This window comes from Pseudomonas alvandae, assembly GCF_019141525.1.
Lineage (GTDB): Bacteria > Pseudomonadota > Gammaproteobacteria > Pseudomonadales > Pseudomonadaceae > Aquipseudomonas > Aquipseudomonas alvandae.
Genome location: NZ_CP077080.1, coordinates 3,791,989 through 3,805,945, shown reverse-complemented (window position 1 = coordinate 3,805,945; position 13,957 = coordinate 3,791,989). Strand labels below are relative to the sequence as shown.

Here is a 13,957-nt window from a genome sequence, read left to right as displayed (position 1 = left end):
GCGCACCTCAAGGAGTTCAAGCCATGCGGTCTCTATCGCGTATGGGATTTTTCGGCAGTGGCCTGGCCTGCACGTTGGCGTTCTATGCCGCCAATCAGGTCCAGGCTTACGAGCTGTATGCCGATGACGACACTCACCTCAACGCCGACCTGCTGGCGGTGTTCGGCCACTTCAACAGCCGCAGGAATTATGACGGCAGGTCGGGCGGTTCGACCTGGCGCGAAGGCTTCATCAAATATGGTGTGAGCGGCGACCAGGGCCTCGCCGGCCAGGGCACCGCCTATGGCGCCTTCAGCCTGGTCAGCTCCGCCACCTGGGGCGATGGCGACGCGGCCGGCAACACGCTGGGCAGCGAGCGCACGACAAAAATCGAGGACGCCTACCTGGGCTGGCGCTCCGCCGATCTGTTCCCGCTGCTGGGGCAGGATGGTGTCGATATTTCCGGCGGACGCCAAATCGTCAAGTTGGGCAGGGGGTTCTTGATCAACGATGATGGGCCGAACCTTGGCAAAGGCCCGGCCGACGGGCGCTTGAATCGTGGCGGCGCCTATTACCTCGCTGCACGGCACGCGTTCGATCAAACCGCCGTGTTGCGCCTGGGTGGGCAGGATGGCCTACATGGCAGCGTGGTGTGGCTTAAATCGGACAACCGCGCCCAGGCCGAAACCGAACTCGCTGCCGGCACGCTGGATTACACCGCCAAGGCCGGGACACTGGGGTTGACCTGGATCCATGGCCTTGATGTGAACGACCGCTGGGCCAGCGATTTCCAGCGGCAACGCAAGGGCATGGACGTCTATAGCATTCGCGGTGAAGGCGACGCCGGTATCGAGAACGCCAGCCTGGCCTTCGAATACGCCTGGCAGGACAAGGACGCCGGCCCGCAGAACGCCTGGTACGCCGAGGCTGGCTACACCTTCGCGGATATAGCCTGGGCGCCGAAACTGACCTATCGCTATACCCGTTATTCGCAAAAGTGGGACTCGCTGTTCACCGGCCAGAGCACCGGTTACGGCACCTGGTTCCAGGGCGAGGTCGCGGGCAACTATGCCGGGCCCTTCAACAGCAACACCGGCATTCACCATGTCGGCTTGAAGGCCACGCCATTGGAGAACCTGACCCTCGGTGCGTTGTACTTCGACTACAACACCGTGCGCAAGGACAACGCCTTGAACCTGGATGCCCGTGAGCTGGATTTCTATGCCGAGTGGGCCGTGAACCAGCACTTGATCGTCACGCCGCTGATCGGCCTCTACAAGCCGGACCGGGATGCAACGACAGGGGGTAATCAAGTGGCGGGCAATGGCACCAACGTGTACAGCCAGGTAACGGTGGCCGTGCCGTTTTGAGGCAGAGGGCTGGACGGCAAAACTCCTGTGGCGAGGGGATTTATCCCCGCTGGGCTGCGAAGCGGCCCTAAAAGCCAAACAACTCGGTGTGTCAGGTAGATTGAGTTGCCTGTATGGGGCTGCTGCGCAGCCCAACGGGGATAAATCCCCTCGCCACAGGGGCATTGTTTCTCTTGAGTGAGCTGCGTCCCTGCTTTCTAGCTCATGGTAGGCGGATGCTGCATCCGCTCGGCAATCCGCCGTGTGGTCTCGACGACCATTTCAATCACGGTCTCCTGACGCAGCAATTTGAAGCTGTCAGTGCTGCCCACGGCGGAAAGGCTGCCCACCACTTCGTCGAGTCCGGGGTTGATGATCGGTGCCGCGATACCGGTCAGCCCTTGGTTGAGTTCGTCGTGGGTCAGGCAATAGCCGTCCTTGCGGATTTTTTTCGTCGCCTTGGAAAAACCCGGCCAGTCATAGGGATTGTCGGGCTCGTTGGCCAGGTGTTCTTCGAACAGGCGCTGCAAGCGGCGACCTTTCTGGAATGCGATCAACACCTTGGACTGCGCGCCGCGAAAGAACGGCAACGGATGGCCGCGGCCGAACGAGAACTGGTAGGTGTCGTCGGGCTCGGCGATGTAGGTGTTGATGATGTGGCCGTCATAGAAAACGCTGGCGAACACCGCCAGGCCGGTTCGTTCGGACAGCTCGTGCATCAGCTCGCGGCCGGCGACGAGGATCGGATCGTACTGCCGCATCATCCAGTCGAGCTCGATGATCCGCGGCCCCAGGCCGTAGCTGCCGGCATCCACTCGCACCAGCAGGCCAGCGTCACACAAGTCCTTCACGTAGCGGTACACGGTCGCCCGGGACAGGCCCATGCGCTCGGCAATGGTGTCGGGGTCGATCTTCAGTCGATCCGGGCCGAAGAGGTCCAGGACGCTCAGCATCTTGCTCAGGCTGCTCATTTCGCTCCTAAAGGGTGGAGTGGCGCGTGGGTGGCCGTTTGGGTGAGCACTATAGGTAGACCCATCGATGATGAAAAGCCCGCAGGGTCGGTCTGTAGCGCGCTGTCACGGTAACTGAAGATCTGAGAAATGCAAGTTAATCGCTTGGGATAAACACATCATAAATCCACAAAAATCTCAAAATACGAGTTTAATAGTAAAAAATAGCTTGTTTTGTCGATTTCTCTATGTGATAAATCTCAGCCATTGCAAACGCTCGATGAAGAGGGCTGGAAATGAATGGTGCGCAACTGATAGTGAAGGCGGCGGTGGCGAGCGGTATCGAATACTGCTTCGCCAATCCCGGGACGACCGAAATTCCCCTGGTGGCGGCCATGGCCAGCGCGCCAGCTCTCAAGCCGGTGTTGTCGTTGTTCGAGGGGGTCTGCACCGGCGCCGCCGACGGCTACGGGCGCATTGCCGGCAAGCCGGCGATGACCCTGACGCACCTGGGGCCAGGCTTCGCCAATGGCATTGCCAACCTGCACAACGCCCGTCGCGCCAACACCCCGATTGTCAATGTCATCGGCGATCACGCGTCCTGGCACGTCAACTACGATCCGCCGCTGGCCAGTGATATCCAGGCGCTGGCGGGCAGTGTTTCCGGCTGGGTACGTACTTCGCGCACGGCCTCTGCCGTCGGGGAGGATTTGCAAGAGGCGGTGCGTGCGGCCTGGCAAGCCAAGGGCCAGATCGCCAGCCTGATCCTGCCCATGGACCTGCAAGCCAATGCCGTGCAACACGAAAGCGCGTTCACAGCGTTGCAGGCGCCGATCCGGCGCTTTGCCGGTGACCGGATCGAGGCGGTCGCCCAGGCCCTGCGTGATGGCCGGCGCCTGGTATTTATCGTCGGCGACCAAGGCTTGTCCGTCGCAGGCCTGGAAGCGGCGGGGCGCCTGGCCCAGTTGGCGGGCGTGCGGATGTTCGCCGAGACCTTCCCGCGCATGAGTTATCGCGGTGGCGGCCTGCCGGACCTGGATCGCCTGCCGTACTTCCCCGAAGTGGCCATCGAGATCCTCGACCAATACGACGCGGTGGTGTGCGCCGGCGTCCCCGAACCCATCAGCTATTTCGGCTACGAAGGCATTGCCTCCCGGCTGGCCGAGCGTGATCGCCTGCTGTGTTTGGCCGAGGTGGGAGACGACGTGGCCGGGGCGCTCACCGCGTTGGCCGATGCGCTTGAGGCGCCGGCCCATGTGCCCACGTCGATGGGCATTGAATTGCCTGCCGCCGAGGCTGAACTGACGCCGCAGTCGGTAGGGCAGGTACTGGCCGCCTCGTTGCCGGACGACAGCATCGTTTCGGTGGAAGGCGGGACGTGCGGCTACCCGTTCTTCACCGCCTCGGCCCAAGCCGCGCGCCATCGGGTCTTGACCAACACCGGCGGGGCCATCGGCCAGGGCATCCCGGTGGGCTTTGGCGCCGCGATGGCCGAGCGTGGCAATAAGGTGTTCTGCCTGCAATCGGACGGCAGTGCGCAATACACCATCCAGACTTTGTGGAGCATCGCCCGGGAGCAATTGCCGGTGGTGATCCTGATCGCGGCCAACCACCGCTACGCCATCTTGCAGAACGAACTGCGCCGCTTCGGCATGACCGAGTTGGGCCCCGAAGCCCTGAGCCTGACGGTGCTGGATCGCCCACGCATTGATTGGAAAGCCCTGGCGAGAGGCTACGGCTTGCCGGCCAGCACCGTGCACACCAACGGCGAGTTGCAGCGCGCCTTGGCCAACGCCAAGGCCGACGGTGGTCCTTGCCTGATTGAAATGGCGCTGTGATGGAGGGGATATGAATCAGATTCAACTGTTACCTGCGGTCGAGCAGTTCCTGTCGCAACCCGGGCGCCTGTTTATCGGCGGCACGTGGCAGGACGCGGCCGATGGTCGCCGGTTTGCCGTGGAAAACCCGGCCACTGAAGACACCCTGACCGAGGTGGCCGCTGGCGGAGAGCGTGACGTGGATGCCGCTGTCGCCGCCGCCCGTGTGGCCTTCACCGGTGCCTGGGCGCAGCATTCGCCGGCCCAGCGTGGGGTGCTGTTGTTTCGCCTGGCGGAACTGCTCGACCAGCATCGCGAAGAACTGGCGCAACTGATCACCCTGGAAAACGGCAAGCCGATCGCGACAGCCCGGGGCGAAGCGGCCAGCGCCGCCAACATCATTCGCTACTTCGCCGGCTGGCCGACCAAGATCGAAGGCAGCACGTTGCCCGTATCGCCCGCCAGCGGCGCACCGATGCTCAACTACACCTTGCGCGAGCCGGTGGGCGTCTGCGCGCTGATCGTGCCGTGGAATTTCCCGCTGACCATGTGCGTGTGGAAGCTCGGCCCGGCGCTGGCGACCGGTTGTGTCGCGGTGCTCAAACCCGCCGAACAGACGCCGCTGGTCGCGATTCGCCTGGTGCAATTGATCGAGGCTGCGGGTTTCCCGGCCGGGGTAGTCAACCTGCTCACCGGCCTCGGCGCCCAGACCGGCGCACCGCTGGCCCAGCATCCGGACGTGGACAAGATCGCCTTCACCGGTTCGACCCAGGTGGGCCGGCTGATCGCCCAGGCGGCCACTGGCAACATGAAGAAGGTCTCGCTGGAGTTGGGCGGCAAGTCCCCCAACATCATCCTGCCGGACGCCGACATCGTCCGCGCCGCCAAGGGTGCCGCCGATGGCATCTTCTACAACCAGGGCCAGGTCTGCACCGCCGGATCACGCCTGTATGTGCATGCCAGCGTTCTCGACCAAGTACTTGAAGAACTCCAGCGCCATGCGGCCGCCCATGTGCTCGGGCCCGGCCTGGATCAAGCCAGCAGCATGGGCCCGCTGGTCTCGGCCCGGCAACTGGGCACGGTGCGCGGCTACTTGCAGCGGGGCCAGGAGGAAGGCGCGGAGCTGATTTGCGGCGGCGACCGACCGGCCCACCTTGAACGCGGCCACTTTATCCGCCCCAGCGTATTTCTCGACCGCGCCGAGCGCGCCTGTGTCGCCCGGGAAGAAATCTTCGGCCCGGTGCTGACCGTCATGAGCTGGACCGACATCGACGAACTGGTGCTGCGCGCCAACGATTCGCCTTACGGCCTGGCCGCCGGCCTGTGGACCCGTGACTTGCGTTCCGCCCACCGCGTGGCCGCGCAGTTGAAGGCCGGCTCGGTGTGGATCAACTGCTGGAACGTCGTCGACCCGGCTTCGCCATTCGGTGGCTACAAGCAATCCGGCTGGGGGCGGGAAATGAGCAAGAACGTGATCGATGCCTACACCGAAACCAAAAGTGTCTTCGTCGATCTGGCCTGAACCGAATAATCACAAGAGGAACTGCTATGGATCTGGAATTGAAGGGCCGCGTCGCGATCGTCACCGGCGGTGGCATGGGCATCGGCAAGGAAGTCGCGCGCTTCCTGTCCCAGGAAGGCTGCAAGGTGGTGATCTGCGCGCGGCGCATGGAATACCTCCAGCAGGCCGCCGAGGAAATCACTGCGCAAACCGGCAACGAGGTATTGCCGCTGTTCTGTGACACCAACCAGATGACGGCGGTGTCCGACATGGTCGAGGCCGCTCACCAGCACTTCGGTCGCATCGACATTCTGGTCAACGGCGCCGCCGCCCCGTCAGGTGTGGTGCGCAACGACATCGAACATGCCGGCGATGATGAATTGCTCTCGGACCTCAACACCAAAGTGATCGGCTATTTCCGCTGCGCCAAGGCCGTGACCCCGCACATGAAGGCTGGTGGCTTCGGACGGATCATCAACATCGGTGGCCTGACCGGGCGCGGCAGCAAGGTCCTCTCGGGCATGCGCAACCTGGCCATCGCCCACATGACCAAGACCCTCTCCGATCAACTCGGCCCCGCCGGCATCACCGTCAACCTGATCCACCCCGGCGTGGTCGACACCCCGCACATCCAGGAGTTGTATGAACGCGAAGGCGTCAAGCAGGGCAAGACGCCCGCGCAGGTGGAGCAGGGCTACATCGACGCGACGCCGATCCGGCGCACCCTGGCGCCCATCGAAATGGGTTGGCTGATCGGCTTCCTCGCATCCCCCAAGGCCGGCGCCGTGACCGGGGAGTCCATTGGCATCGATGGCGGCTTGACCCGCGGCATCTTCATTTGAGGAGCAACCCGTGATGAGTAACGGAACCCTTTTGGTCGCCACCGTGGGGCAGGCGATCATCCGCAGTGCCGACGATGGCCGCACCTGGCATCGCCTGGGTCTGGGCCAGGACCTGGAATTCGATGCGATCACCCGGTCCCTGAGTGTCCATCCCGATACGCCTGAAGTGATCTATGCCGGCACCGATATCGGCCTGTGCGTCAGCCGCGATACCGGCGGCCATTGGCAGCAGGTGGGTTCGCCATTCAACGGGCAGACCGTCTGGAAAGTCGCGGTGGATCCCCAGGATGCCCAGCGCATTTTTGTCGGCACCGGCGCGCCTTCCCGCGCCGTGCTGTGGCGCACCCTCGACGGCGGCGAAAGCTGGGATCGTGCCCCGGTGGAGATCCCGGAGTTCTGCGACGGCGTCAGCCGGCCGCGCTTGCTGGCCTTCGCCTACGACCCGACGGATCGCAACCAGCTCTGGTTCGGCCTGGAAGAGGGTGGGTTGTTCCACAGTCGCGACGGAGGCGATAGCTGGACCCGTGTCGATGACCGCTTGCTGTGGGACTTCAATTCGGACGTGCACAACATCCTGGTGCTGCCCAACCACGGGCAAAAAGTCATCGTGGTGGTGTGCGTCAACGCGGTCTACCGCAGCCTCGACGAAGGCCAGACCTGGACCGGCATTATCGCCCGGGAAACCTTCGGCCTGTATTACGTACGGGCCATGAACGCGCCGTTGGGCAGCGAAGACACCCTCTACCTGAGCATCTCCGACGGCACCCCGGGCACCACCAGCAAAGTCCTGGTGTCCAGGGACGCTGCCATCAGTTGGGAAGTGCTGCCGCTGCCGCAGCAGCCCAACTCGTGTGTCTGGGCGATTGCCTTGAACCCGGCCAATCCTCGGCAGATTGTCGCCGGCACCAAGTACGGCCACCTGTTCACTTCCGAGAACGGCGGCGACGGCTGGCAGAAGCAGTGGCGTGAATTCAGCGAAATCGCTGATGTGCTCTGGACGCCCGCCGTGGCGCAGATCAAGTCCGGGCATCAATCCATTGTCAAGAAGAACTGAGGTACCGCGCGATGAAAGTCGAAGTCGTTCGTACTCATCTGTCGCTGTTCGTCAGCGACCCTGAAGTGTCGGCACGTTGGTACGCCGACGTGCTGGGCATGCATGAAAGCGCCCGGGGTGAAAGCTGGATCATGATGGCGTTCGGTGCCAAGCACCACGACATCGCCTTGATCCGCGCAGAACCCGGCGCCCACCAGGGCGGCCTGGGGTTGCAGCACTACGGGCTGGAGATCGCCGGGGACATGACCACCTTGCGCAAGCTCTACGGCATGTTGCTGAGCAAGGGCGTCGAGGTGGTGAAGATCACCGATCACGAGATCGGCAACGGGGTGTATTTCAACGACCCCGATGGCAACCGCATGGAATTCTTCCTCGAGTCCGAACACGACGACGCGCGCGGCAAGGCTCGCTTCAAGGCCGCTGGCGCCCCCAGCCGGCATTTCGATCTCGATCCACTTTGAATGAGGCTTCTGTTATGAAAACCGCGAATTTCGCCAGCTATCACATCCGCAAATGGTACAGCTTCGTCGAGGAAACCCTGGCCAACGAAACCGGCCAGTTGGCCGATGGCGAGCCGCTGTTCAAGTACGCCATTGGTGCGGTGATCGCCAACCCGTATGCCGGACGCTTCAGCGAAAGCCTGGCGGAGCTGGTCGAGCCTTCGCCGTTGTTGGGCCAGGAGTTTGGCCGACGCATTCGGGTAATGGCTGGGCAGCGCGAGATCGTCAGCTACGGCAAAGCGTGCCTGGTGGGTAGCCAGGGCGAATACGAGCATGGCAATGCGTTGCTGACCAACCCGGCGGCGGATCCGATCCGGGTTGCGCTGGGCGGCGGCAAGTCCTGGGTGCCGTCCACCGGCAAGCGTGGCGGGCCTGGCGTGACCATCGACGTGCCGCTGGCCCACAAGGACGCGCTGTATGTCCGTTCCCACTACGACAGCATTTCGTTGTCGTTCGGCGACGGTCCGGCGGCGGACGAATTGGTCATCATCTGGGCCTTCGCCACGCGTGGGCGGTTGCACGCGCGCCTGGGCGGCTTGCAGGCGGCGGACGTCAAGGGCAATGACGGCCTGTACTGAGGCGCGCTGATCGAGGGGAATGACCAATGTCCGAAAACAGCCAGTTTTTCACCAACCGATCGGGGATGCGCCTGCATTACCTGCGCTGGGGCAACCCATCCGGCGTTCCGGTCTTGCTGCTGCACGGGCTGCGTTCCTATGCCCAGACCTGGGCGCCCCTGGCCGATGCGCTGGGCGAGCGTTATTGCTGCCTCGCCCTGGACCAGCGCGGCCGTGGCCAGAGTGATTGGGCCGAGGCTTCCAGCTATCGCACCGACGCCTATGTGAGCGACCTGGAAGACTGGGTCGCGCACCTGGGGCTGGAGCGTTTTGTCCTGGTGGGGCATTCCCTCGGCGGCACCAACGCCCTGGAATACGCCCGGCTCAATCCCGGACGGCTGCATGCGTTGGTGATCGAGGACATCGGCCCCGGCTCGTCGATCCGCGGCGAGGGCGCCGAGCGCATCCGCCGGGAGATGAGCCAGACGCCGCTGGTCTTTCCAGACTGGGACAGCGCCGCGCAATTCTGGCGGCAATCGCGACCGGGCTTGTCGGACGACGGCCTGGCGTCGCGGTTGACCTATTCCATGAAGCAAACGCCGGAAGGCATCGTATGGCGTCACGACCAGAAAGGCATCGCCGAGGCGCGCCTGAGCATTACGCCGACTGACTTGTGGCCAGCGGTGCGGGCGCTGGATTGCCCGACGCTGTTCATTCGTGGCACGCGTTCGGATTTTCTCCCATCGGCAACCCTGGAGGCGATGCGGGAGGCCAATGCGCAGGTGCAGACAGCGGAAATCGCCGACGCCAGCCATTATGTTCATGACGACCAGAGCGAAGTGTTCAACCAGGTCGTCGCGGATTACCTGCGCGGCCAACTCTTGCAATTACAACAATAAAGCGGTGGATAGCGATGAAGCAGGACAAAACCCAGGTCGTCATCGTGGGCGGCGGCCCGAACGGGATCACGGCGGCGCATTACATGGGGCTGTACGGCATCGACTGCATCGTCCTCGAATTGGCCGAGGGCATCCTGCCGTATCCCCGGGCGGTGGGCATGGACGACGAAGCGCTGCGCGTGCTGCAAGGCATCGGCATCGCGGAGCTGGCTGCGCGGGACATGATCTGCAACGTGCCGCTGCGTTACTACAACGCACGCGGTGTGTGCTTTGCCGAGGTCAAGCCGAGCACGGCCCACTACGGCTGGCCGATGCGCAACATCTTCATGCAGCAGTTGCTTGAAGGGACTTTGCGCGAGCAGTTGGGCAGGCATTCGGGTGTCGAGTTGCGCCAAGGCCATGAAATGCTTGAGCTGGAACAGGACGAGCAGGGCGTGACCTTGCAGGTGCGCGATGCCCAGGGTGAGCTGTATCAGCTGCAGGCGCAGTATGTGATCGGCGCCGACGGCGGGCGTTCCAGCGTGCGCAAGAAACTCGGCATCGAGCTGCTGGGGCTGACCCATCCGCGCAAATGGGTGGTGGTCGACACCGCCAACGACACCCTGGATGCGCCTTATACGGCCTTGCACGCCGATCCCCAGCGGCCTTTCGTCTGCATCTATTTGCCGTACCAGCAGCGGCGCTGGGAGTTCATGCTGCTGGAAGGCGAGGACGAGGTCCTCATGTGCGAAGAGACGACGATCCGCACGTTGATCCGGGGCCACATCGGCGATGCGGTCGATCAATTGGAAATCATTCGGATCCGCGCCTACACCCACAATTCCCGGGTGGCGGCGCGTTTCGTCGAAGGTCGCGTGGCCTTGGTGGGCGACGCGGCGCACATCTCCCCGCCGTGGGCCGGGCAGGGGCTCAATTCGGGGCTGCGGGACGTGGTCAACGTGGCGTGGAAGCTGGCGGCGATTCTCCAGCGCCGGGCGTCGCCGTCGATCCTCGGCAGCTACGACCAGGAGCGTCGCGGCCATGCCACGGATCTCATTGCGCTGGCCGACAACATGGGCGCGGTGTTGGGGCTGACCAACCCGCTGATGGCCGGCGTGCGGGACTGGCTGTTCCAGGCCGTGAACAGCGTCGACAACCTTCGCTCGCACTTGCTCGAATTCAAATTCAAACCCAAGGCGACCATCACCAAGGGTCTGGTCTATCACGAGCGTGCCGAGCTGCACGAGGATGATCTGGTCGGGCAACTGTTCATCCAGCCGGCCGTGGAAGACGCCCAGGGACAGCGCCGGCATCTGGACGAAGTGCTGGGACACTCGTACGCGGTGCTCGGTTATCGGGTCAATCCCGCGGCGCACCTGGGTGAAGACACCGCCGCCTACTGGGCGCGCTGGGGTACGCGCTTCATCCAGATCAATCGCTCGCGCAGCGGTGTGGGGCGCAACCAACCCTTGTCGGCCAGCGGCGCCATCTGCATCGAAGACGTCGACAATCGCCTGGGCGAGTGGTTTACCAAGGTGCGTGATTGCATCGTGGTAGTGCGGCCGGATCGGTTTGTCGCGGCGATCACCACGCCGGAGAGGCTCGACGGTGTCTTGCGCAAGTTGGCGGAGCAATTGTCATGAGGCGCGAAGACGATCTATTGGTGCGGCTTCATGACGCCGGGCGGACCGCACACCCGTTACCGTCGTTGGCGCCAGAGGCTTACGACGTGTCGGCGGGTTATGCCTTGCAGCGCGAGGCATTGCGCCGGCGCCAGGCCGTTGGCGACCGGTTGACGGGGTGGAAAGTCGCCTTTGCCGGCCGCGCGGCGCAGGAGCGTTTTGGCATTGACGAACCAGTGTTGGGCGCGTTGACCGACGCCATGGCCTTGCAGCCCGGCGGTACGGTGCCGCTTGCACGGTTGATCCAGCCGAAGCTGGAAATCGAACTGGCGTTTGTCCTGGGGCGCGCGCTGGTGCCGGGTTTCTATAGCGATGAGGATATTCTCGCCGCCATCTCCGAGATCGCGCCGGCATTCGAAATTGCCGATTGCCGGTGGCAGGGCTGGCGTTTCGGCGTCGGGGCGTTTCTCGCCGACAATGCCGCCGCGGGGCTTTATTGCCTGGGGCTACGGGTGAGGTTCACTCCTGATCAATTGTCCCAGGTGAATTATCGGTTGGAATGCGACGGGGCGGCGTGCGGCGAAGGAAACGTCCTGGCGCGCGAGGACACGCCGGTGGCGAACCTGTGTTGGTTGGTCCGGCGATTGCTGGCGGACGGGCAATGCGTTGAGGCGGGGCAGGTGGTGCTTTCCGGGTCGTTATTGGCACCGTTGGACATCAAGACCGCTGAATACCGCTTGCACATGCTTGGCATGGAACTGGCTTTGTTTTTCCAGCGATAAGAACAATTCTCTCAAGGACGCGATGAGCCCGTGGCGAGGGAGCTCGCTCCCGCTTGAGTGCGAAGCGCTCACAGAAAGGGGTCTGTTTCGCAGCCCAGCGGGAGCAAGCTCCCTCGCCACGGGTTAATCGATTTCTTTGGATATCAGCATCGGACAATAAGCACAGCTCCACCGAGGAACAACGATCATGTTTGCCGAAGTCCGTACTTTCCATGATCCCCAGCAGCACGCCGGTTCGATCCTGGGCTGGCAGCAGGTCTACGACCAACTGGGCCGTGGCTGCCTGTCCAGCGAATTGCGGCAGGTGTGCGCCGAGCGCTTCCAGATCTTCCAGGAGGTGCTGGACAAGCGCGTGGTGCAACGCGGCAGCGCGCCGAAAGGGCGCTTGTGCATTGCCCTGTCGCTGGGCAACGCGCCGGTGGTCCAGGGGCACCAGGTCGGCGCCCATAGTGTCGTGCTGTTGCGCGATGGCGAGGATTTTGTCTTGCACGCCCCGGAAGGCACGCACTTCTTCGCGGCCAACGTCGACACGGTGCGTTTCGCCAAGCTGGCGGCGTATGAATTGCCGGACCAGCAGCTCAAGCGCTTGAAGAGCGTTTCGCAAATCAGCGTGGATGAAGCGGTGCTGTCGAGGGTCCAGCAGCAGATCCAACCGCTGTTTCGTCACCTTTTGGAACAAGCGGACGCGGTCAATCCGGTCATGGAAAAAATCCTCGAAGACGTGCTGCTCAATGCGTTCCTCGATCTGTTCTGCCACGCCTCGGACGAGGCGCGTGGACGTCGCGGCAACGTTGCCGTCAATGCCTACCTGGTCAAGCGCTGCCAGGAAATGGTCATGGCCAGCACCGAAGTACCGTTGAGCATCCTGGACCTGTGCGAGCAACTGCGCGTGAGCCGCCGGACCCTGCAGAACAGCTTCCAGGCCGTCACCGGTATGCGTCCGGTGGAGTACCTGCGCAACCTGCGGCTCAACGCCGTGCGTCGACGGTTGATCAGCACCCGTGCGGCCGCACTGAATGTCAGCGAGATCGCCGTGGCGATGGGTTTTTTCCACCTGAGTCACTTCGCCGCCCATTACCGGGCACTGTTTGGTGAGTCGCCGTCCGATACGCCTCGGGCACCAGCTTGATGGGGCGCGGTGTTACGAACCCTCCCGTTGGCCCCGGCATCTGCGTGTGGCGGTGGCGGATTTGCCGGGCAAGGGGTTGGTCAGCTTCGCCGTGGGTTATTAGATCCCGCCGCCGGCCTGCTCGATGACCAGTTCGGCCAGGATCGCGACGGGGTCTGCCAGGCTCTGTCGCGACCGGTGGATCAGGCCGATATCACGATGAAACGTGTGCGCCCCGAGGTCGAGTGCCCGCACGCCCTTGGGCCATGGTTGATGGGCTGAGGTCTGCGGCGCCAGGGCGACACCGACGCCTTTCTCGACGAGCTTGATGATCGCGTCCAGTTCATCCAGCTCGCACACCTCACGCAGTGTGAAATGCATCTGCCGCAGGAAGCGATCGACTTGCCTGCCGCCGAAGGAAGAGCGGTCGTAGCGGATGAAGGGTTGGCTGGACAGCAGCGCCGACCAATCCTCGCCCGGCATCCCACGGGGAACGATCAGCCGATAAGGCTCAAGCGCCAGCGTCGTCCAGCGCAGATCGCTTTGCAGCGAAAACGGCGGACGGATCATCACCGCCATGTCGATCTCGCCGGCGTCCACCAGGTTGATCAACTCGACCGAGAGGCCGGGCACGACACGCGTGCGGCATTGGGGACATTGCTGGTGAAACCTGGCGAGGGCGTCCGGCAGGTAGGCGCGCTGGACTGAGGCGATCGCACCGATATTCACCAATACGCTGGGTGGAAGCCCGGGCGTCGTGGAACCGAGATTCTCGTAAAGGCGAAGCAGCTCCTGGGCTTGCAGGAGTATCTGCTGGCCCCGCTTGTTGAGGTGGGCCGAGCGTCCCTTGCGGTCGAACAGGTCGAAGCCCAGCTCGGTTTCCAGGCGCTGGATCTGCGCACTGACCGCCGCCTGGGTGAGGCCGATCTTGTGCCCGGCGGCGGCGAAGGTGCCTTCGCGCGCCACGGCGATGAGGGTCTTGAGTTCTTTGATCATTGATCAACATTAGTTGTGTTTC

General features: G+C 63.4%; 13 protein-coding genes. 11 read left to right on the top strand and 2 right to left on the bottom strand.

Annotated elements, in window-relative coordinates; genetic code table 11:
• The first annotated feature begins 23 nt into the window (after window positions 1-23).
• Window positions 24-1,349: an alginate export family protein gene (locus KSS97_RS16775; RefSeq protein ID WP_030141612.1), complete on the top strand. Its 1,326-nt coding sequence runs from the start codon at window positions 24-26 to the stop codon at window positions 1,347-1,349.
• Window positions 1,350-1,546: 197 nt separating this feature from the next.
• Here KSS97_RS16775 and KSS97_RS16770 read toward each other — a convergent pair whose 3' ends face one another.
• Window positions 1,547-2,299: an IclR family transcriptional regulator gene (locus KSS97_RS16770; protein ID WP_217859686.1), complete on the bottom strand. Its 753-nt coding sequence runs from the start codon at window positions 2,297-2,299 to the stop codon at window positions 1,547-1,549.
• A 275-nt stretch (window positions 2,300-2,574) separates the two neighbouring features.
• On the opposite strand from KSS97_RS16770, the gene KSS97_RS16765 reads away from it, so the two are divergent.
• The 10 genes from KSS97_RS16765 to KSS97_RS16720 all read left to right on the top strand — a co-directional run bounded on the left by KSS97_RS16765 (window position 2,575) and on the right by KSS97_RS16720 (window position 12,960).
• Window positions 2,575-4,116 carry an acetolactate synthase large subunit gene (locus tag KSS97_RS16765; protein ID WP_217859685.1) on the top strand — a complete coding sequence of 514 codons (1,542 nt, stop codon included), beginning with the start codon at window positions 2,575-2,577 and terminating at the stop codon, window positions 4,114-4,116.
• A gap of 10 nt (window positions 4,117-4,126) precedes the next feature.
• Window positions 4,127-5,617: an aldehyde dehydrogenase family protein gene (locus tag KSS97_RS16760; protein ID WP_217859684.1), complete on the top strand. Its 1,491-nt coding sequence runs from the start codon at window positions 4,127-4,129 to the stop codon at window positions 5,615-5,617.
• A 26-nt stretch (window positions 5,618-5,643) separates the two neighbouring features.
• Window positions 5,644-6,438 (top strand): SDR family NAD(P)-dependent oxidoreductase, encoded by a 795-nt coding sequence (locus KSS97_RS16755; protein ID WP_030141608.1) that lies wholly within the window; start codon window positions 5,644-5,646, stop codon window positions 6,436-6,438.
• A 13-nt stretch (window positions 6,439-6,451) separates the two neighbouring features.
• On the top strand, window positions 6,452-7,492 hold the full coding sequence (locus tag KSS97_RS16750) for a VPS10 domain-containing protein (RefSeq protein ID WP_198795893.1): 1,041 nt from the start codon (window positions 6,452-6,454) through the stop codon (window positions 7,490-7,492).
• A gap of 11 nt (window positions 7,493-7,503) precedes the next feature.
• A complete protein-coding gene (locus KSS97_RS16745) occupies window positions 7,504-7,953 on the top strand; it encodes a VOC family protein (RefSeq protein ID WP_217859683.1) in 450 nt (149 codons plus the stop codon).
• Window positions 7,954-7,967: 14 nt separating this feature from the next.
• A complete protein-coding gene (locus KSS97_RS16740; protein ID WP_198795894.1) occupies window positions 7,968-8,570 on the top strand; it encodes an amino acid synthesis family protein in 603 nt (200 codons plus the stop codon).
• Window positions 8,571-8,596: 26 nt separating this feature from the next.
• On the top strand, window positions 8,597-9,448 hold the full coding sequence (locus KSS97_RS16735) for an alpha/beta fold hydrolase (RefSeq protein WP_217859682.1): 852 nt from the start codon (window positions 8,597-8,599) through the stop codon (window positions 9,446-9,448).
• A 14-nt stretch (window positions 9,449-9,462) separates the two neighbouring features.
• Window positions 9,463-11,070, top strand: a complete 1,608-nt coding sequence (locus tag KSS97_RS16730; protein ID WP_217859681.1) for a bifunctional 3-(3-hydroxy-phenyl)propionate/3-hydroxycinnamic acid hydroxylase — start codon at window positions 9,463-9,465, stop codon at window positions 11,068-11,070.
• Window positions 11,067-11,831, top strand: a complete 765-nt coding sequence (locus KSS97_RS16725) for a 2-keto-4-pentenoate hydratase (protein ID WP_217859680.1) — start codon at window positions 11,067-11,069, stop codon at window positions 11,829-11,831. Before KSS97_RS16730 ends, KSS97_RS16725 begins: the two co-directional genes overlap by 4 nt.
• 187 nt (window positions 11,832-12,018) lie before the next feature.
• The gene (locus KSS97_RS16720; RefSeq protein WP_198795898.1) at window positions 12,019-12,960 is read left to right on the top strand and encodes a helix-turn-helix domain-containing protein; all 942 of its coding nucleotides are present in this window, start codon (window positions 12,019-12,021) and stop codon (window positions 12,958-12,960) included.
• 99 nt (window positions 12,961-13,059) lie between these two features.
• Here the strand turns inward: KSS97_RS16720 and KSS97_RS16715 are convergent, their stop codons facing one another.
• Window positions 13,060-13,935 (bottom strand): LysR family transcriptional regulator, encoded by an 876-nt coding sequence (locus KSS97_RS16715; protein WP_217859679.1) that lies wholly within the window; start codon window positions 13,933-13,935, stop codon window positions 13,060-13,062.
• Window positions 13,936-13,957: the final 22 nt, after the last annotated feature.